At 35.1% G+C, this 19,522-nt stretch carries 26 protein-coding genes; 8 read left to right on the forward strand and 18 right to left on the reverse strand.

Features of this window, described 5'->3' with window-relative positions; translation table 11 throughout:
* Window positions 1-33 precede the first annotated feature (33 nt).
* Both LKACC16343_RS08380 and LKACC16343_RS08385 read right to left on the reverse strand, forming a co-directional pair.
* Window positions 34-405, reverse strand: a complete 372-nt coding sequence (locus LKACC16343_RS08380; RefSeq protein WP_056951171.1) for a nuclear transport factor 2 family protein — start codon at window positions 403-405, stop codon at window positions 34-36.
* 92 nt (window positions 406-497) lie between these two features.
* Window positions 498-1,376, reverse strand: coding sequence for a LysR family transcriptional regulator (locus tag LKACC16343_RS08385; RefSeq protein WP_056951169.1), 879 nt, complete (start codon window positions 1,374-1,376; stop codon window positions 498-500).
* 87 nt (window positions 1,377-1,463) lie between these two features.
* On the opposite strand from LKACC16343_RS08385, the gene LKACC16343_RS08390 reads away from it, so the two are divergent.
* Window positions 1,464-1,673 (forward strand): hypothetical protein, encoded by a 210-nt coding sequence (locus LKACC16343_RS08390; RefSeq protein ID WP_025085587.1) that lies wholly within the window; start codon window positions 1,464-1,466, stop codon window positions 1,671-1,673.
* 25 nt (window positions 1,674-1,698) lie between these two features.
* Here LKACC16343_RS08390 and LKACC16343_RS08395 read toward each other — a convergent pair whose 3' ends face one another.
* The 5 genes from LKACC16343_RS08395 to LKACC16343_RS08415 all read right to left on the reverse strand — a co-directional run bounded on the left by LKACC16343_RS08395 (window position 1,699) and on the right by LKACC16343_RS08415 (window position 5,311).
* The gene (locus LKACC16343_RS08395) at window positions 1,699-2,295 is read right to left on the reverse strand and encodes an NAD(P)H-binding protein (RefSeq protein ID WP_056951167.1); all 597 of its coding nucleotides are present in this window, start codon (window positions 2,293-2,295) and stop codon (window positions 1,699-1,701) included.
* Between the two features lie 9 nt (window positions 2,296-2,304).
* Window positions 2,305-3,345 carry a zinc-dependent alcohol dehydrogenase family protein gene (locus tag LKACC16343_RS08400; RefSeq protein ID WP_056951165.1) on the reverse strand — a complete coding sequence of 347 codons (1,041 nt, stop codon included), beginning with the start codon at window positions 3,343-3,345 and terminating at the stop codon, window positions 2,305-2,307.
* 21 nt (window positions 3,346-3,366) lie between these two features.
* Window positions 3,367-4,218, reverse strand: coding sequence for an SDR family oxidoreductase (locus LKACC16343_RS08405; RefSeq protein ID WP_056951162.1), 852 nt, complete (start codon window positions 4,216-4,218; stop codon window positions 3,367-3,369).
* A gap of 139 nt (window positions 4,219-4,357) precedes the next feature.
* A complete protein-coding gene (locus LKACC16343_RS08410) occupies window positions 4,358-4,591 on the reverse strand; it encodes a cytochrome b5 domain-containing protein (RefSeq protein WP_056951160.1) in 234 nt (77 codons plus the stop codon).
* Between the two features lie 75 nt (window positions 4,592-4,666).
* Window positions 4,667-5,311, reverse strand: coding sequence for an FMN-dependent NADH-azoreductase (locus tag LKACC16343_RS08415; RefSeq protein WP_056951158.1), 645 nt, complete (start codon window positions 5,309-5,311; stop codon window positions 4,667-4,669).
* Between the two features lie 82 nt (window positions 5,312-5,393).
* On the opposite strand from LKACC16343_RS08415, the gene LKACC16343_RS08420 reads away from it, so the two are divergent.
* Together LKACC16343_RS08420 and LKACC16343_RS08425 are read left to right on the forward strand one after the other, a co-directional pair.
* On the forward strand, window positions 5,394-6,314 hold the full coding sequence (locus tag LKACC16343_RS08420; protein WP_056951156.1) for a helix-turn-helix transcriptional regulator: 921 nt from the start codon (window positions 5,394-5,396) through the stop codon (window positions 6,312-6,314).
* Window positions 6,315-6,716: 402 nt separating this feature from the next.
* Window positions 6,717-8,120, forward strand: coding sequence for an APC family permease (locus tag LKACC16343_RS08425; protein ID WP_056951155.1), 1,404 nt, complete (start codon window positions 6,717-6,719; stop codon window positions 8,118-8,120).
* 54 nt (window positions 8,121-8,174) lie between these two features.
* On the opposite strand, the gene LKACC16343_RS08430 is transcribed toward LKACC16343_RS08425, so the two are convergent.
* From LKACC16343_RS08430 to LKACC16343_RS08440, 3 genes are all read right to left on the reverse strand, one after another.
* A complete protein-coding gene (locus LKACC16343_RS08430) occupies window positions 8,175-8,519 on the reverse strand; it encodes a type II toxin-antitoxin system PemK/MazF family toxin (protein ID WP_056951152.1) in 345 nt (114 codons plus the stop codon).
* A complete protein-coding gene (gene mazE / locus LKACC16343_RS08435) occupies window positions 8,512-8,739 on the reverse strand; it encodes a type II toxin-antitoxin system PemI/MazE family antitoxin (protein ID WP_056951150.1) in 228 nt (75 codons plus the stop codon). The genes LKACC16343_RS08430 and mazE overlap by 8 nt, the downstream gene beginning before the upstream one ends.
* 154 nt (window positions 8,740-8,893) lie before the next feature.
* Entirely contained in the window at window positions 8,894-9,736 is an 843-nt protein-coding gene (locus LKACC16343_RS08440) for an alpha/beta fold hydrolase (RefSeq protein ID WP_056951148.1), read from the reverse strand.
* A gap of 144 nt (window positions 9,737-9,880) precedes the next feature.
* Here LKACC16343_RS08440 and LKACC16343_RS08445 point away from each other — a divergent pair, with 144 nt between their 5' ends.
* Window positions 9,881-10,702: a LysR family transcriptional regulator gene (locus tag LKACC16343_RS08445; protein WP_056951146.1), complete on the forward strand. Its 822-nt coding sequence runs from the start codon at window positions 9,881-9,883 to the stop codon at window positions 10,700-10,702.
* A 37-nt stretch (window positions 10,703-10,739) separates the two neighbouring features.
* On the opposite strand, the gene LKACC16343_RS08450 is transcribed toward LKACC16343_RS08445, so the two are convergent.
* Together LKACC16343_RS08450 and LKACC16343_RS08455 are read right to left on the reverse strand one after the other, a co-directional pair.
* A complete protein-coding gene (locus tag LKACC16343_RS08450; RefSeq protein ID WP_056951144.1) occupies window positions 10,740-11,057 on the reverse strand; it encodes a DMT family transporter in 318 nt (105 codons plus the stop codon).
* A 136-nt stretch (window positions 11,058-11,193) separates the two neighbouring features.
* Complete coding sequence (locus LKACC16343_RS08455; RefSeq protein WP_056951142.1) at window positions 11,194-11,709, reverse strand: helix-turn-helix transcriptional regulator; 516 nt, start codon at window positions 11,707-11,709, stop codon at window positions 11,194-11,196.
* Between the two features lie 170 nt (window positions 11,710-11,879).
* Between LKACC16343_RS08455 and LKACC16343_RS08460 the strand changes: the two genes are divergently transcribed.
* Window positions 11,880-12,293, forward strand: a complete 414-nt coding sequence (locus tag LKACC16343_RS08460; RefSeq protein WP_056951141.1) for an Lrp/AsnC family transcriptional regulator — start codon at window positions 11,880-11,882, stop codon at window positions 12,291-12,293.
* A 61-nt stretch (window positions 12,294-12,354) separates the two neighbouring features.
* On the opposite strand, the gene LKACC16343_RS08465 is transcribed toward LKACC16343_RS08460, so the two are convergent.
* Window positions 12,355-12,873: a DUF2798 domain-containing protein gene (locus LKACC16343_RS08465; RefSeq protein ID WP_056951138.1), complete on the reverse strand. Its 519-nt coding sequence runs from the start codon at window positions 12,871-12,873 to the stop codon at window positions 12,355-12,357.
* 208 nt (window positions 12,874-13,081) lie between these two features.
* Here LKACC16343_RS08465 and LKACC16343_RS08470 point away from each other — a divergent pair, with 208 nt between their 5' ends.
* A complete protein-coding gene (locus LKACC16343_RS08470; protein WP_056951136.1) occupies window positions 13,082-13,426 on the forward strand; it encodes a hypothetical protein in 345 nt (114 codons plus the stop codon).
* Between the two features lie 83 nt (window positions 13,427-13,509).
* Here LKACC16343_RS08470 and LKACC16343_RS08475 read toward each other — a convergent pair whose 3' ends face one another.
* Entirely contained in the window at window positions 13,510-14,358 is an 849-nt protein-coding gene (locus LKACC16343_RS08475) for a LysR family transcriptional regulator (RefSeq protein ID WP_056951134.1), read from the reverse strand.
* Between the two features lie 124 nt (window positions 14,359-14,482).
* Between LKACC16343_RS08475 and gap the strand changes: the two genes are divergently transcribed.
* The gene (gene gap / locus LKACC16343_RS08480; protein ID WP_056951132.1) at window positions 14,483-15,511 is read left to right on the forward strand and encodes a type I glyceraldehyde-3-phosphate dehydrogenase; all 1,029 of its coding nucleotides are present in this window, start codon (window positions 14,483-14,485) and stop codon (window positions 15,509-15,511) included.
* Window positions 15,512-16,053: 542 nt separating this feature from the next.
* Here gap and LKACC16343_RS08485 read toward each other — a convergent pair.
* Both LKACC16343_RS08485 and LKACC16343_RS08490 read right to left on the reverse strand, forming a co-directional pair.
* Entirely contained in the window at window positions 16,054-16,701 is a 648-nt protein-coding gene (locus tag LKACC16343_RS08485; RefSeq protein WP_056951131.1) for an NAD(P)H-binding protein, read from the reverse strand.
* A 15-nt stretch (window positions 16,702-16,716) separates the two neighbouring features.
* Window positions 16,717-17,574: an aldo/keto reductase gene (locus LKACC16343_RS08490; protein ID WP_056951129.1), complete on the reverse strand. Its 858-nt coding sequence runs from the start codon at window positions 17,572-17,574 to the stop codon at window positions 16,717-16,719.
* A 118-nt stretch (window positions 17,575-17,692) separates the two neighbouring features.
* Between LKACC16343_RS08490 and LKACC16343_RS08495 the strand changes: the two genes are divergently transcribed.
* Complete coding sequence (locus tag LKACC16343_RS08495) at window positions 17,693-18,574, forward strand: LysR family transcriptional regulator (RefSeq protein ID WP_056951127.1); 882 nt, start codon at window positions 17,693-17,695, stop codon at window positions 18,572-18,574.
* A 64-nt stretch (window positions 18,575-18,638) separates the two neighbouring features.
* Here LKACC16343_RS08495 and LKACC16343_RS08500 read toward each other — a convergent pair whose 3' ends face one another.
* Window positions 18,639-19,064, reverse strand: a complete 426-nt coding sequence (locus tag LKACC16343_RS08500) for an alpha/beta hydrolase family protein (RefSeq protein WP_234032602.1) — start codon at window positions 19,062-19,064, stop codon at window positions 18,639-18,641.
* 14 nt (window positions 19,065-19,078) lie between these two features.
* Window positions 19,079-19,522 (reverse strand): alpha/beta hydrolase family protein, encoded by a 444-nt coding sequence (locus tag LKACC16343_RS08505; RefSeq protein ID WP_056951123.1) that lies wholly within the window; start codon window positions 19,520-19,522, stop codon window positions 19,079-19,081.

Below are 19,522 nucleotides of genomic sequence, written 5' to 3' on the forward strand. Positions count from 1 at the left end.
AATAATTGGTTTTTACACTAGATTTTTTATTCTCTAATATGCACTGGCAACTTGTTTAGTAACGGTCCATTCACCATTCTTTTTCTCAAAATACATTTTCATTTGTAGAGGCCAAGTATTTACACCGCCATCCCAAATCTTGGCTTGAACTCGATTCTGACCTACTAAGCTGGCTTTATTACCATCAATTTCAATATTCTTAATATTATCTTCTTTGGAAGATAAATATTGCATTTCGTCATTTTGAATTTGATCAATCCATTCTAATTTTGGTTGAACGTAACCCGTCATATGGGTCAAAGTCATTGATGAAGCTAAAATTTCGTTTAAACGATTAATATCTTTCTTTACCATTGCTGTATTTTCATCACGGTATAATTGCATAATTATTTCTTTATCCATCATTTCTATCACGCTTTCCTAACTTACAAAGAGCATGATACCAACATTTTCACACTTAAACTATTCTAAAATTAGGGATTATTCATAAGTAAAAGTTATGCAAAACTTTGTTTCAATAAATCCGCAAACGTTTCGATATAATAACCAGAATTGTCGGCCTGCCAATAGGCGTAATAATTCTGAATCAACTTGCGATCACCTTTTACTAAGGGAATCATTTTCACGATGTCTTGATCCAATTGCTTACGCATTCGATGATTAATTATCAAATAGCCTTGATTAGAAGCAATCAACATCTGGGCCTCATCATAATTCTTTGCCAAGATGAATTCACTCTTCACGCCTAAAACGTCTCGATAATACGCTTCTTCAGCTTCCTGTTGATTACCATCTAGAATTAAGATACACGGTATATCAGCCAAATCAACGATATCAATTTTTTTATTATCAACTGGTAAAGAATGATTTACCGCAACCATAAATTCACTAGATGTCAAAAACTCATTTTGATATTCATTAGATAAGGCCCGACGCTGATCTGAAAAATTTAAATCTAACTTATTTGTACGTAACAACTCATAAAGTTCTTCATGGGTCCCACTGCTAATCTTGATTTTAACCTTAGGAAACTCCTGCGTAAATTTAGATACCGTTTGTAAAAATTCAGTCGTTCCGAAACTTCTTAAATAACCAACATGGAGTTCTACTTCATCATTCTTTTCAAATTTAATAGTATTCTTAACTAATTGATCAACATCCGCCAAGACATCCTGACTATGCGTATAGAAATATTGACCAGCTTCAGTCACTTCAAAGCTACGACCTTTCCGGTTCAACAATTTCACGCCCAGACGACTCTCTAATTCTTTCATCTGTTGTGAAATAGCTGATTGTGAAATATTACAATCGACCGCTGCCTGCGTAAAACTGTGATTTTTTACGATTGCTATAAAGTATTGCATTTGTTGAAACATTTTTGCACCTCAATTTTTACTATTAATTTGCATATTCCTAAACTATTATTAATATTATAAACAATTTCACTAAAAGGAAATGATAATATGCGTAAGTATACTTCTATCTTAACTACAGTGTTATGGGCTTTAATCATTGCATACGCTATAAAGAATGTTGCCATCAATCATGGAGTTTACAATTTCGATATCAGTCTTAATTTCAAAGATCCATTTGGATGGCTTTTCTCAATCACATTATTAGTCACCGCTTTTGACTATATTTGTTACCATTTAATTTATCCTAAAAAAAAGTAGTCTCTGTCAAAGAGACTACTTTTTCTTATTTTGTATTCAAACCAACGCTATCATGTGAATAGTAATTATCGTCAGCAATCGCGTTCTTTACAAAATCAGCAATTGAACTGATTGAAACGTCATGTCCTCCAAAGGGTTCACCCTTCTTTGTAATTTCATAGTCAACAGGTCCATTAGTAAACCAACCAGGACGAATAACTGTGTAATTCAAATCAGAATCCTCAACCACATCAGCTGCTTCACGATATGAACGTAACATTGAATTACTACTCAAGTTACCACTGGCACCAACTGAAGCGGGTATTTCATCATAAATACCCATTGATGTGATGAACAACAAGCGTGAAACGTTATTACGATCCATTGCTGCAACAATCTTTTTAGCAAATTGGCCTAAATTACCGCTTAAGGCGACAAAAACTGCATCTTGCCCAGCAATAGCTTTATCCAAATCACTATCTTTCGTTACATCCCCAGCCAAAACTGTTTCACGGTCACTGGCATTCAAACGACTGGCGCTTCTAGCAAATAAAGTTAATTGATCGTCAGTTTCATTCAATAATGTTTGACGAACGGCACTACCAATCGTACCAGTTGCTCCAATAATTAAAACTTTTTTCATCATTTTCTCCTATTTATCACTCACAACAATCAAAGATTTGATAGCTGTACGTTTATCCATTGCTTCATATGCATCTTGAATTTCATCAAGTGTGAATCTCTTAGTAAAGACTTTTCCGGGGTTAATTTTGCCACTCAAAACAGCGTCTAATAAAACATTCTTATCATCAGTTGTTACTGAAGCAATTCCACCACGTAAACCAATATTTTTCCAGAAAAGATTATTAGTATTCATTTCAGCTTTTTGCGGTACACCAACACGTCCAACGACAGCACCGGGACGACCTACTTTAACGGCTGTATCAACAGATTGTTCTGTTCCGACACATTCAAGAACCGCATCAGCACCTGTACCAGTTAATTCCATAACTTTGGCAACTGCTTCGTCACCACGTTCAGGAATAATATCGGTTGCACCAAATTCTTTAGCCAACTTTTGTCTATCTTCATGACGACTCATGGCAATAATTCTCTTAGCGCCTAACAGATGAGCTGAAAGAACACCACTCAAGCCAACAGCACCATCACCCATAACAACTACGGTGTCACCTTTTTTTACTTCAGCACTAGTTGCAGCATGGAAACCTGTTGCCATAACATCAGCCAAAGCTAGAAAATTATTAAGCATATCATCAGAGTAATCTTCAGGTTGACCAGGAATCTTAACTAAAGCCCAGTTAGCATTAGTGAATCTCAAGTATTCACCTTGATAACCACCATTGCCACCAGCTTCTTGATTCAAACAATCACCATCAAAACCAGCTAGACAAGCAGCACAGTGACCACATCCATGGGTGAATGGAGCGATAACGAAATCACCGACTTTAACATCCTTTACTTCTGAACCAACGGATTCAATGATACCAATTGCTTCATGTCCGACAGTTGAACCTGGTTCACGTTTTGAAATACCACGATACCACCAAAGATCAGATCCACAAACACAAGCACGAACAATTTTAATAATTGCATCAGTTGGTTTTTGAATTTCTGGTTTAGCGTATTCTCTAATTTCCATTTTTCCTGGTTCTACAAAGGTCGCTGCTTTCATAATTAAAATCTCCTCAAAAATTTATTTTTGTGCTCCAATATTACGTACCTCTGAAACATTGCCGTACCAATATTGAGCGGTAATACCACCATCAGCCAAGAAATCACTACCCGTAATAAAGGCACCACGACGATCCATTAATAATTCAGCTAAATTAGCAATTTCGTCTGGCGTACCTGGACGTTTTGTAACCATTGAATCAAACATTTGCTTGTAGCCTGCACCACGTGGTCCATTCAATTCATCAACAGCTAACGGTGTCATGATAATACCAGGACTAATTGCATTGATTCTAGCACCACGTTTTTGCCACTTAACTGATTCGGCGGCCACTCGTAAAACATTAGTCCGTTTAGCATATTGATAGGCTGCCAACGAATCTTTGATAACATCTGGTTGTAAAATTGATAGATTTAATAGTTCTTCAGTCGGTGTCATTGCCAAAGCTTGATTATCCTCTAGTGACAAAGCCGGCAAACGATGACCCGATTGTGATGAAATCACGATTCCTGCTCCGCCGGGAGCCATTACTTTACCAAATTCTTCTAATAAAACCGAAGTTCCATAAAGATCTACTCTCAAAACTTGTTCAGGACTAGCTTGTGAAGGTGAAACCCCGGCTGCGTTGACCAATCCCATAATATTGCCAAGAGATTGAGCTTTTACAACTACCTCTTTAATAGATTCTCTGGAAGAAAGATCTGCCTTGATTGTTTCTACTACAAAGCCTGCTTCCGTTAAATGTTGTTTCATTTCGGTTAATTTATTTTCATTGTAATCAGCTAGTAATAACTTACGACCAGCCGAGACTCTTCTAACAATTGCTTCACCGATTGAACCGGCACCAAACAATACGATAACTTCATTATTCATTTATATAACTTACCTCTTACTTGCTTCATCAACTTAACTTACAAGTGATATCTTACAGGCAAACCGTATTTCAACCAATTTCAAATTCAAAAGCAATTGATAAGTTTAACTTATGAATGGTAATAAAAAAGAACGCTAATTAGCGTTCCTTCAATTTTCCAACCTCATTTAACTTTGCCAAAACTGAATGTTTATGTGGTGATTTCATAATAGCCTCAGACAAATCATTACCAGCAACGTTGCCATGATGTTTCCCACCTTGCCAAGGTTCCACGTCAGTTACATCGTAGACAACACCATCAATAGCTACATAAGCTGGTTGGCCATTTTCACCATTATATTTTTTTAATTCCTCAAGTGTAAATTGCTTCATCTAATCAACCTCACTTCATAATTTGTCGAATCTAGCTTCATTATGCCATGTTTCAGACGCAAAAGAACATTTTTATCACTCGTAAAATTTGTTGAATTCAACATCTAAATCATTTTTGGCTTGTTCCATAGCTTCGTTAACATCGACACCATTAGTTTGCAATCCTTGGGCACGCACAATTGAGAATTTGTCGAAGCCCATAAGTTCTTCAAAGATACCTTGCAAGTACATTCTAGAGAATTCCAATGGTGTATAGCGGTCATTGTTGGTATAAATCGAACCACTAGCTTGAAGTAACATCACTCTATAGTTGTCTGTCATCAAACCAACTGAACCTTCAGCCGTATATTTGAAAGTTTCGTGTGCCACCAAAATATTGTCGATGTAATCTTTCATCTTAGAAGTCACGTTAAAGTTATGGAGCGGTGAAGCAATGACAATTCGGTGATGGGCTTTAAATTGTTGAATCAAATCCTGATTTATTTGAAAAATTCGTTTTTCTTCATCATTTAAAGAAATGTGATTAGCTTGTTTTTCCCAAATACCTAAAAGTTGATCCGTAGTTAGCTGAGGAATCTCCATGTCATAAAGATTGATTAAGTCGACTGTTTCATTAGGGAAAGCTGTTTGAAACTTCTTGAGAAATAATTGTTGAAGTTTAATTGAGTAGTGATCTCCATTACGAAAATCTGGTTGAGCGTTAATAATTAATGTTTTCATTTTTAATTCATCCTTGTCTTAATTGATAAGTTAATACTACAATTTAAAGGTGACAATCTATGACACCATTAAGGAAATAAAAATGAATAAAGCTGAACGACTCAATCAAGAACTAATTTTTCTCAGTAACAAATCAATTTTTCACATCAACGACTTAGTAGCCGAATTTCAAATCTCTAAACGGACAGCCTTACGCGATATCACTGACCTCGAAGATATGGGTTTAAGTTTCTACACCGAAAATGGCCGTTATGGCGGATTTCATATCGTCAATCGCCAACTATTGATTCCCGTAACTTTCAATCTCGAAGAAATCAACGCTATTTTCTTTGCCCTCAATGCTCTAAGCTCCCTTTCTGCCACTCCATTTGAGAAACCCTACAAACATATTTCCGACAAATTAATGGCGACTCTCCCCAAAATTCAGCAACAAGCCGTCGTCAAATTACAAAAATCAGTTCAATATTATAAAATACCTTCCATTTCGGCTCCGACTGATTTAAATATTATTTTGCAATCAATTTTAGAAGAAACTGCTCTGAGTTTAACCTTTCATAATAAGAAACAAACGATTCAAATATTCGATCTGTTATATCGTCACGGAATTTGGTTCTGTAATATTTATAACTTTGAAAATAAAAAATGGGCCACTTATCGTTGCGACCAAATGGAAGATTGTTCACTCAATCGCACCCAATCAACTCTAACCCACGCACAACTACAAAAAATTCAGGAGAATTATGAAAGAAACTACCATAACATCCCCTTTGAATGCAGTCTGACTCCGCTTGGTGTCGAATTATTTCAAAAAAACAATTATCCTAATATGAAACTGAAACAAGTTGATGGGCAATATTATCTCTATGGCGGTTACAATCAAGAAGAGTTCGACTACATGGTCCAGTATCTTCTTTCATTGGGAAATAACGTCAAAATCAACTATCCTCAAGCTCTAAAAGATTCCTATTTGGATGAACTTCGAAAAATTATCGATCAATACTAAAAAGGAACTTCATTAACAAATTACGTTAACGAAGTTCCCTCTATATTCAATATATTCAATTATTTACGATTAATTCTAACTGGAGACACTGCAGGAGTACTCTCCAATTTCTTAAAAATTAGTGTTAATAATACGATTGATGATAACCCCATGATTTGTAACATAATGTCATCCTTTCCATTAGCTCTTTAATTTATCTTGATTTGATAAATCATACTCTTTTGGAAATATAATTTACAACTATATTGTCTCATGAAGTACGACTTTTTTTCACATATCTTGCTCACCAGTTGTCAATTTTTCTTAATTCCTCTTTAATAAAATTAAAAAAATAAGTTGTGCTCATTTAATATTTGAGTAATAATGAAAATTACGTTTTTCTTTTTTATTAGGGGGATTTTCATGAAAAATATTTTTAAAAAAGAAAGTGTTGAAAACTATGTCAAAGCCGATTCTCACTTGGTGAGGACTTTACACGCTAAAGACTTAGTTGCACTTGGAATTGGTGCCGTTATTGGTACAGGAATTTTTATTCTACCAGGACATGAAGCAGCTCTACATGCAGGACCAGCCGTTGTTATTGCTTTTCTGGTGGCAGCGTTAGTCTCTGGAATGGTCGGTATGGCTTACGCTGAATTCTCGTCCGCTATGCCAGTTGCCGGTTCAGCCTATTCCTTTGGTTCTGTTATCTATGGTGAATTCGTCGGTTGGCTACTCGGTTGGGCTTTAATCCTTGAATATTTCTTGGCAGTTTCAGCTGAAGCTACCGGTTTTGCCTCATACTTCAATGACAATATCTTAGCGGCCTTTGGTATCACTTTACCAAAAGCCCTACAGGCCGGACCTTTAGAAGGTGGCGTTATTAATTTAACTGCTGGTCTTATCGTTTTGATTGTTTCTTTCATTATTTTCCACGGTGTCGACTTATCTAAACGAATTGAAAATATTGCCGTAGTCGTTAAAGTGGCGATTATCATTCTCTTCATCGTAGTCGGAGTCTTCTATATTAAGACATCCAATTATGTACCATTCTATCCAGCTAAATTCCATTCATCACCATTCGGTTTGGGTGGTATTTCTACCGCTGCCGCTACTGTTTTCTTTGCTTTCATCGGCTTCGATGCTTTAGCAGCTAATTCGGCTGAAACAGTTGATCCAGGTAAGAATGTCGTTAAAGGTATTATCGGAACTGTTATTGTAGCCGTTGTACTTTACGTAGCCTTTTCATTCGTTCTGACAGGAATCGTTCACTATACTAAATTGAACGTTGACGATCCAGCAGCCTATGCGTTGAAAGTCATTCATCTGGGTGCTTGGAATAAAATTATCACTTTAGGCGCTTTGATTGGTATCTTTACAGCTATGATCACTATGTTCTTCGGTGGTTCCAGATTAGTTTACGCACTTGGACGTGATGGTTTATTACCTAAGTTCTTAGGCCACGTTAGTTCTAAACGTGCTGTACCAACTAATGCGATTATTATCGCAACCATTATCCAAACATTTTTCGCAGCTTTAGTACCATTAACACAATTAGCTTCCTTGATTAATGCTGGAACATTGTTAGCATTCGCCTTTATCTCATTTGGAGTTATTCCTTTGAGACATCGTAAGGATATTCCAAATAACGGCTTCAAAATGCCACTATATCCAGTGTTACCAATACTTTCAGGACTATTCAGTGTTTACTTCATTGTCATGTTACCAAACTTGACTAAAGTATCCGTTTCATTCTGGTTGATTTTAGGTGTGATTTTCTACTTTGCCTATGGAATCAGACATTCTAAACTACAACAGGATAATTAAAATTACGAAAAGAGTAACGTTTCTTTAAACATAGAAACGTTACTCTTTTCGTTTTTACTCAATTATGTCATTAACTATTCTAATAACATCAAAGAAAGTACTATCATCTAGCTCTCCAATTTTATCAATCTTTCGAGCTTTATAATCAAAGGTATGTATTTGTAGAGGATTTATAAATCCATCTATTCCTAAAACTTCCGTAATGGGGATCAAGCCTGTCATTCTTAAATGATTCTTCTTGGCATGAGTTATTGGACAAACCAAAACCAAATTTGTAACTTTACTATATTCTTTATTACTCAAAACTAAGGCCGGACGTCTTTTCCCAATCTCTTTACCTGATGATAGATTGAAATTTAGCCACACTACGTCCTGTTTTTCAGGAATATATTCAGTCAATTTCTTCCTCTCCTATTGATTCATCGTTGAATTCTTCTTTTTGTTTAAGATTATGTTCTTTAAGGAATTTTTTATCTTTAAAAATATTAGTTTTCTTGGGGGAAAACACGATTGAACCATGACGGCCTTGAAACACTTCATATTCTCCATCGGTCGGTTTTATATTTTGAGGTATAGTAAAAACTTTAGAATTACCTACTTTTCTTGCTTTAACACTCATATCATCGCCTCCGTATATACGAAGTATATATTTACACTAATTTGTAATCAACTTCTTATACTTATAAATACGAAAAAAGGTTTAGAACATGGTCTTTCCTGCTTAAAAAATAAAGCAGATAATCAAAATACGATTACCTGCTTTATTTCGTTCTTTATTTAGCCCATTTATTCAAAATCAATTGCCCAATTTCTTGCCAATGTGTTTCTAAAACAAAGTGACCACCATCTAACAAGTGTACTTCTGCATTCTTGTCATTTTTGGCAAAGGCTTGGGCACCTTGATAAACGAAACTAGGATCGTTTTTACCCCAGGCTGCAATAATTTCAGGTTGATAATCTTTAACATATTTTTGATACTTAGGATAATTAGCCACGTTACTTTGATAATCAAAAATCAAATCCGATTGTCTTTCGGCGTAATCGGGAGATTCTGTGTAGTGAATGTCCAAAGTATAACCATCCGGAGATACGCTACCCTCTTTTTCACCACCAGTATATTGGCCTTTAATCGTTGCTGGTTGGAATGCTGACTTATAACTTTCACGTAATTCTGGTGTAGGGTTTTGCCAATAGTCTTTACGGCCTTCCCACTTCTTACCTAATCCTTCTTGATAAATATTACCGTTTTGACTGACGATTCCCAAAATTCTTTCTGGATATTTAGTGGCAATATTGAAACCAATCGGTGCACCATAATCAAACACATAAAGATAAAATTTATCAATTCCCATAGCATCTAAGAATCCATCGACATAATTAGTTAAGTTGGCAAAAGTATAATTAAATTTTGTATGTTCCGGCGCAGCTGATTGACCGAATCCGATGAAATCTGGAGCAATCACATGAAAATCATTCTCTAACATTGGCATCAAATTTCTAAACATATGACTGGCAGTTGGAAATCCGTGTAATAACAGGAATGTTGGCTTACTGTTATCACCACTTTCACGATAAAAAACATCTAATCCATTTACTTTGATTGTTGAAAATTTCATATTTAGCGACCTCGTTTTTTGTTTGAATTAACTTACAACAACAGTATATGGTCGTTTGGATATATAATAAACCATGATAATGAGAAACTAGCCATACCAAAATTCATATATCAGGAGTTAACTATAAATACAAATACTCTACAAATGTTCATTACTATCGCTCAAATTGGCAGTATCTCCGGTGCCGCTGAAGAAATGGGCTACGCACAATCAAACATTTCTGCCAAATTACGACAATTAGAAAACGATTTGAATACTAAATTATTTTTTCGAACCAATCGCGGTATTACTCTAACTGATAATGGTAAAGACTTCTACGCCAAAGCCATTAAAATAGTCAGCCTAACTGACGATGCTATCAATCAACTGCAACATCCCGAAGAAATCCATGGTAATTTGAAAATTGGCACTTTACAAACTGCGGCTTCGACTTTTCTGCCTCAAATACTGTCCAAATTTCACCAACAAAATCCTCAAGTTGAACTTTCAATCGAGACTGGCACAACTTTACTGAGCGCTCAGAGAATTCTCAATTATGAATTAGATGGCGCAATTATTGGTGGTAAAGTCAGCAATCAAAAGCTGGTTGCACTACCTTTAATGTCTGAAAAACTCTGTTTGGTAACTGCTAATACTCCTGACATTGACATCGATAATTCTTCTCTACTAGTTTTTCCAGTTGGATGCGCTTATCGTAAGACTCTGGAAAGTTGGTTAGATTCAAAACAAATCATGATTCATCATCCGATTGAATTCAATTATCTAAACGCTATTATCGCCAGTGTTAGCGCCGGTTTAGGTATCAGTCTCTTACCACAAAAAGTTGTCCAACCCTATTTAGATCAGGGAACTCTCAAAGCAATCGAATTACCTGATCAATTTTCAATCTTGCCAATTTCTTTTATTTATCGAAGAGATTACATTATTACCCACTCATTTAAACAATTTCTAGAGAATTTAAAATAGCAGCCACTGGATTTTCCAATGACTGCTTTTTAATATTTTAATTTATATGTAAATTTAGAAGTACAGTTCCAAAAGTAATAAGAATAATTCCTGACACTGTAATCCAACTAATCGGTTCGTGCCACAACACTACCGATATTATAGTAGTGATAACTATTCCCAATCCTGCCCAAAGTGCGTATACTACATTCAAATCAATTGACCGCATACTCAAAGATAAAAAATAAAAGCAAAACAAATATGCAAACAAACTCCCCACTGTAAATAATGCTTTGGTAAAACCATCAGACAGCTTTAAGAGATTTGTCCCTATCACTTCACCGACGATTGCCATCCCTAAATATAAATATCCCATTTTAATGCCTCACTTTTCAGAATTTTATTTCATTATCCAAAAAGTTTTTCCACTTGGATTCCCAAGCACAAGCATATCTCAATATATAATCTATTTTCATAACAAACGGTATTATATCGTGTAAAATTCAAAAAAATCAAGATTCAATTTTCTTTTGTCGTTCGTTTTTTTGAGCTTGTTCTTGAACAGCTTTGAATAAAGTATGACTATCACTATTGGGTTTTAAAATACTCAGGTTATAAAGTGAATTAAGATTTGCTACCTCAAAAAATCTTCGCAAATTTCTTAATTTTGCACTCTCATCCTCAGCACTACCAATCCACCCCTTATCGACCATTTGTTCATAGGGAAAATTTTGGGCCAACTTGGATTCACTCTCATTATTCAACTCACGTTGTACACGGGCTAAGCGTTCTCGATAACGTAATTCCAACTCACTCCAAACCTTTGCTGGAATTCCTAAAACACTCTCTAGCCTTTGCGCCACGTCAAAAGTTAATTCAACCTTTCCATTAATCAAATGGCTAATATGTTTTTCACTCATATCCATTCTTATGGCAAATTCTTTTTGAGACATATGACGACTATTCAATTGTTCTTTAATAGTTGCCCCAGGCGGAACTGCAATTGTTTTTCTACTGTGCATAATCATTAATTATCCCTCCAAGGAAAAATTTACCTGTAAGGTAAATTTGTATTAACATTCTAAATTTTATTAATCTACATTATTGATTTCGATTAAATATAAATCTCATTTTTAATCGGAAAATTCACTATCGTATAATATATATTGAATCCTAAATACAGAAAGAATTGAATAAAGTGGACAATACTGATCTTAAAATATTAAAACAATTAAATAGAGATAGTCGCATTAAGAAAAACAAATTAGCTAAACTCGTTAATCTCACTCCACCGGCCGTTGCTACCCGGATCGAACAACTTGAAGACGAAAAAATTATCAAAAAATATACTATTGAAGTCGATCTAGATAAAATGGGTTACAATTTTCAAGTTTTTATTCAAACTAAGATGGATTATCGTAGTAACAAGAAATATCTAAATTTTATTCATTCTAAACGAAACTTTATCCGCCATCATTATAAGATATCCGGACAAATGAATTATATGATTCACGGTGCTTTTCGTTCCAATTCAGAACTCAATGATTTTCTCACCGAATTAGAAAAATATGCTAATTACCAGGTTCTCAACGTGATTTCGGAATTGATTTAATTTCATAAAAAAAGCTTCATCACACTCAATAATTGAATGCGATGAAGCTTTATTAATTAGCTTAAATTTCTTCTTTAGCAGCTTTTGTTTCTGCTTCTGTTTCTTCAACCTTAGCAACTGTCTTTTGCATCTTACCCAATACTCCACGAGCAATTGGTCCAACAATCAATAGTTGTAAAGGTAGAGCAACAATCAAATTAAAAATCCAAGTATGACCATAAGTAGCTAGTACATGTCCTTGAGATAACTTGCCCTCAACGGCGATTCCGAAGAATGACATCAAAGTTACCATACCAAAAATCATCAAAACTGAGATTGTAATACCGATCAAAATAGTGTTTTTCTTCATATAATCATTAATAATATATTTGAAAGCTAATCCTTTAGCGATTGGTCCAACAATTAGTAGATCCAATACGATAGCGACACCTAAACCTAGTGGATAGGCGCTTAAAATTGCCATTGGCAACTCACTGCTGAGCCCCTGAGCCATGGCAACATTATATCCCGTCATTACTAGCACCATCAATCCGGCCATAATGGCTGTGAATACAATTTCTTCTTTTAAATTACGTGGCATTTGCACACTCCTATATTTAATTACATATTTAACAACAGATACTTAATATATCACGTTAAAAATTTCTTCATAAGTTACAATTATGTTACAAATTAAGTAAACCGCTTGCATTTCGAATTATAGAATGACATTTGACAAAAGACCTTATCAAACTCAAAATAACTTATACATAGATATCGTAAATAAAATAGAAAATGTAGGTATAATAATGGATAAACAAACTAAGTTTGTTAAATTATCAAATATTGGATTGGATAACTTGGAACTTTATAAAAAAGACGCAACTGGTTACTTGGATAACGTTTGTTACTTATACACTAATAAGAACAGCAGCAGCACTTTCGTTGCCATGAACTCTACTGGAAAAGTATTAGATTTCTACAAATTCCATACTTCAATGGATAAAGATGACATCATGAAGAAAATTATGGAGCTTTTCAGCGATGATGAAGCTACTGATTTTAAGAAAGTTTTTGAGAACGTAAAAGAATTCACTTTAACTGATAACGTTGCAGTTGAATTACCATTTGATAATGGTGTCTTTACAATATAATACATAAAAAAGCTGGGAATATTATTCTCAGCTTTTTTCTACTCCATAATTGACTATTCGAAACCATTTGATAGTAAATGACATTAATTATTTTCAAGAATGTTAATAAATTCTTCGAAAGGTTTATTGATCAAATAATCCTTACGATAAATAAAACGTAATTGTATTTCTGAAAATTTTACAGGTAATTCTGTCTTATACAATAAATGATTTTTAACAAACGAATCCGCAATCTTTTCAGGTACAATTGCGATTCCTAAACCTGCACAAGCACTGGCCATAACGGCATCCAAATAATTGAATTCGATTGCTTCATGAATCACCAAACCTTGTGACTTCAACCAATCGTCAACGACATCCCGATAGACGCAACCAGTTTGAAAAACCAGAAATGGTGCTGTTTTTAAGTCTGGCAATTCAGGAGTAACGGAAACAATACAGAGTTTTTCCTTTGCTAAAGGTATGAAATTCAAGGAAGGATTCTCAATATTTTCCCCAATTACCGCTCCATTCAATTCATAATCTAAAACATGATCGATATTGTCAGTCGGATTTCCTGTCTCAATTGTTAAACGAACTTTTGGAAAGGCTTGATGATATTGTGTCAATATCGGTGGTAAATAAGTAGCAGATGCTGCTTGTAAAGTACCTATTTTAAGATCACCCTCAATCACTTTAGGATGTTGCAATTGATTAATTGTATCCTCAGTTAAATTAACTATCTCGACAGCTTTTTTGTAAAACTTATTACCATCATCAGTTAAAATGACCCCACGGTTCGTTCTATAAAATAGCGAAGTCTCTAAATCTGCTTCTAATTGATGAACCCTAGCGGAAATATTAGATTGAGCATAACCCAACTGATCTGCGGCTCCAGAAATACTGCCACTTTGGGCGATTGCAATAATCATCTTAAAAGTATCAATGTTCATAATTAACTCCTCAGGTATCATTTTTTTATATATCAAGTTTCTTATTCTCGTAGTTTATTATATATCCAATACTCCATATACTGTACTTGTAAGTTAAGAGAAAGACAACGAGGAGGAATTAATTATGACAACAAAAATTGGTATTAACGGATTCGGCCGTATTGGTCGTCTAGATTTTAGAAGAATCGCCGAACTTCAAGATCAAGGTAAAACAGATTTGGAAGTTGTTGCAATTAACGATTTGACATCACCACATATGTTGGCTCACTTGTTAAAATATGATACAGCTCATGGTAATTTTAAAATTGATTCAATCAGTAATGAAGACAACGCTATTATCTACAACAAAAAACGTATTCCCGTTTACGCAGAAAGAGATGCTCGTGATCTGAAATGGGTCGCAAATGACGGTGTCGATATCGTTCTTGAGTGTACAGGCTTCTACACTTCAACCGAAAAAGCTCAAGCTCATCTTGATGCTGGTGCCAAACGTGTTATGATTTCTGCCCCATCAGGTCAAATGCCTACTATTGTTTACGGAGTTAACGAAGATACTTTGACAAACGATGTCAGAATTGCTTCTGTTGGTTCATGTACAACTAACTGTATTGCCTTATTAGCCAATGCTGTGAACAAGGAATTTGGCATTAAAGCAGGTTCTATGACAACTGTTCACGCTTATACAGCTACACAAATGTTGCAAGATGGTCCAGAACGTAACGGAAATGTTCGTGCTGCCCGTGCCGCTGCTGAAAATATCATCCCTCATTCAACTGGTGCCGCTAAAGCCCTTGGTTTAGTTATTCCTGATTTGAAAGGTAAAATGGATGGACATGCTCAACGTGTACCAACAATCACAGGTTCAGTTACTGAATTAGTAACAACTTTGGATAAAGAAGTTACCGTTGACCAAGTTAATGCAGCTATTAAAAAGTATACTGATGGAAGCCAATCATTCGGATACAATGATGACGAAATCGTTTCTTCAGATGTTATCGGTACTAGCTTTGGATCAATCTTTTACCCTACTCAAACACAAGTTGTTGGATCAGGCTCAAGCCAATTGGTTAAAACCGTTGCTTGGTATGACAACGAATCAGGTTTCACAGCTCAAATGATCCGTTCCCTTGAAAAATATGCCAGTTTGAAATAAGGAAATTCAGCTTACTACAAGACTTGTATATCAAGAAGAATTAATTGATATCATTTAGTATTTCGTGCTACTATTTATCTATAAACGAAGGCATTAAAAAAGACTAAAGACGGCAATCTTCAGTCCCAAAAACTTTAATGTCTTCGCCTAAATATTTTATGAAACTAAATGCTATTCAGGTCAGACATCCCAAGTGTCTGGCCCTTTTTTGTATCTAACGCTTTGTTTCCTCGATCAATAGTAATATTATCACTAAGATCAAGAATACAATGGAAAGATATTCCAAAGTTAACTCCTATAATTAGACTAGGATTCGATGCAAAAAATTCATTTGCAACACCTCCAGTAATAAGAATAGACGAAGGGAACACACTAAGTTTTTGTATTTTTATTATACTATTTTGATAAAATCACAGATAGAGTTGTATAGCCTTTATAATAAATTTTAACCAGTTAGATGTTATTACTATTTGTAAATTAACAAAAAAGAAGTTAAGAAATTCCTCTAAATGGGGATCCTTAGCTTCTTTTTTACTTCAATTTTAATAAACAGGTCGATCTTCACCTTGTGTATCAGCATTAGCAATACCAACAGAATCGTTCTTCAAATATTCTGGATCAGCAATAATCTTAACAATTACATCAGCCATACTTTGGCGAGAACCTGAAACACCAACATATTGGTCACTTCTGTGAGTAATCGTATATTTAACTTCATCACGATCATTCAACCATGGAAAACGTAATGTAGTATACGTTAGACCAGATTCAGATAAGAGTTTGTCAGCATTGATAGCAGCGGCCAAACCACTTTGAACCATCTCATCATTCCAACGACCAAATTCACCAGGAACCTCATGATAGAGTCCTAACAAACTTGATTCGATAATACGGCCAACATTATTTTCCTTCATCGACTTAATTACATTCTTAGTAATGACATTATCCTTAGTGTGATCAACCATCGCAATATAAACTACGTCTTGACCTTTCATAGCAGCATTAACTGCATCGTAATCAGTAATGTCGCCATCGACAAGTGTTACATTTTCATTGTCGTCCAAATCAGCTAGTCGTTGACTATTACGTAAGAATAAAGTCAATTCCACATCTGGTTGTTCTTTTAATAGTCGCTCTTCAACGATACGGGCAATTTGTCCGTTAGCACCTAAAACTAATACTTTTGTCATTTAAATTTCTCCCAATTATTTTAATTTAGCTAAACTTGAGCCAAAAATCTGTTCAATAGTTACAGGATCACGGTGATCAAAGAATTGGCTCTCACCTTTATCCAAGTTAGCCATTGTTTTCATTTCGTCGGCAGTTAATTCGAAATCAAAGACATCAATATTTTCCTTAATTCTATTAACATGAACTGACTTAGGAATCACGACAATGCCGCGTTGTAATAACCATCTTAAAATCACTTGTCCGTTAGACTTGCCATACTTTTTAGCAATCTGAGCAATTGTTTCATTAGTGAAGATGTCATGTTTACCTTCGGCGAATGGTGCCCAGGCTTCAACTGTAATATCTTCTCTTTGAGCAAAGTCAACTTCTGAGTTCTGTTGATACCAAGGATTAACTTCAATTTGGTTTACTACTGGTTTAATATCAGTAGTCAATTCCAAATTCTTCAATTGATCAGCATAAAAGTTTGAAACACCAATAGCACGAATTTTTCCAGCTTTATAAGCCTCTTCCAAAGCTCTCCAAGCGCCAATTGTGTCGCCATATGGTTGGTGTAAAAGATACATATCAATATAATCTACGCCTAAATTATTCAAAGAAGTTTCAATACCCTTCTTGGCTCTGTCATAAGTAAAGTCTGAAACCCATAATTTTGAAGTGATGAACAAATCTTTGCGATCGACGCCGCTTTCTTTGATAGCTTCACCAACGGCTGTTTCATTTTGGTAAGCTGCAGCTGTATCAATCAAACGATAACCAGCATTGATTGCATCTAACACGGCTTGTTTACATTGTTCTAAGTCTGTTACTTGGAAAACTCCGAATCCTAATTGTGGCATTTCAATTCCATTATTTAATTTAACTGTTTGCATTATTTTCTACCTCGTCGTTATTTACTTTATGAATACATTCTATGACCAGACTTATGGTTTGAAAATTACTAGATATATATGCTAGCATACATGTAGCGTATACTGTGAGGCATATATAATGATTGATAATTATTTACTTGAGGAATTAGTAGCATTTAAAAAATATGGAACTCTAGCTTCCACGGCTGAACATCTGATGGTGACTCAGCCTACCGTTACACGGGGAATGCAGAAACTGGAAGACGAATTGGCCGTTGAAATCTTTGATCGTCAGCCCAACCGCATCACATTAACCAAAACTGGAGAGCTGGCTGCCAAAGAAGCTCAAAAAGTCATTGATCAGAATAATAACTTTATCAATACCGTGCAGAAGTACGACTATAATCACAAAAATATCCGCATTGGTGCTGTTGCCCCCGGTCCTTTGATTCTATTACGCCATTTAAAAAAATCTAAACTGGCTCAGGCAAAAATCGATATTGACGATAACTTAATTAATCCTGGAGACGTAACTAAAGAACTTTTGGATCACAATTATTCTTTTATACTAACTAATCAGGAGATAATGACTGATAATATTGAGTCACGTTTTATCGGAACAGAAGAGCTTTCTGTTAACTTAAACCAATTTACCCTTTTGGCTAATAAAAAAGCAGTTTCTTTTGCTGATCTTAAAGGCTTGAGTTTCATTGTCATTGCTGATATCGGTATCTGGAAAAACATCACCGAGAAACAAATCCCCGATGCAAAATTCTTATATCAAGATCAACAAGAAGCATTTCGTGAAATCACCAAGTATTCTGATTTTCCTTATTTCACAACTAATATTTCTAAAATTGACCGCAAATTAGAAATGGAAGGTCACGATCAAATCAACGTCCCTATTAGTGACGATGCCGCTAAAGTCGATTTTTATGCAGCTTACTTAAAAAATCAAAAGAAGAACATTAATCCTATTTTAAAGACAATGAATGAAGCATGGGATAAATATCTAAATTAATGTACACAAAAGGCCCTCGGAACAAAATCCGAAGGCCTTTTGCATATCTTCAAATAACTTAAAATCAGTTTTCATTTTCTACAAACTCATCGAGGTCCCTTAACGCCAATTTCAAATCTTTACCATAAAATCCATGACCGGCATTTCTCAACACTATAAAATGAACACTCTTAAAATTATGAGCAGCCTGTCTAGGATACTTGATGGGAACAATATCGTCACTATTACCATGGACAATTAAGACGGGGCCCTTATACTTAGTCGCTGCCTTAGTTATATCCATATTTAGTAATTCTTTATAATAATTACGTCCAACTGTAAATCCCATTAAATCATGCGTTTTAGGTACTTGATCGAATGAACTATATTGCTCTTGAGCATCATGTGTAATCGAAAACGCAGGATACATTAAAGCTAATCCCTCAATATCTTGTGGGTGATTTGATGCTGCCAAAGCTGAGACAACCCCTCCTTGACTACCACCAACCAAAAGAACGCGATGCTTTAGTACATCATCCTTTTTTGTAATGCTTCTTTTACAGCCAATAAATCTTGTTCTTCCGTAAGAATCGACATCTGAGTTTGCTTTATACCAGTACTTTGTCCATTATAGCTACCCCCAGGAAAATCAAATGAATATGCTAAATACCCCTGATTGGCCAAGTTCTTAGCATAACTCTCTAACTCCTGATAATTACCACCTAACCCGTGAGAAACAATTGCAAGCGGCATCTTTTTAGGATGATTTTTAGCTGTGTAAATGTGACCATAAATATCTTCATTATTATATTTCACATGCCAAACTTGATCATTAACTGATTTAGTTTTAGTATTCGCAACTTTACCTGCAGATGGTCCATTATTATTCGCACTAACATCTTTTTTACCACATCCCGCAATCATTAACATTCCTACTAATAGCAAGACACTTATAATCATTTTTCTCAT

The organism is Companilactobacillus bobalius, from assembly GCF_002179915.1.
In the GTDB taxonomy this organism is placed as follows: domain Bacteria; phylum Bacillota; class Bacilli; order Lactobacillales; family Lactobacillaceae; genus Companilactobacillus; species Companilactobacillus bobalius.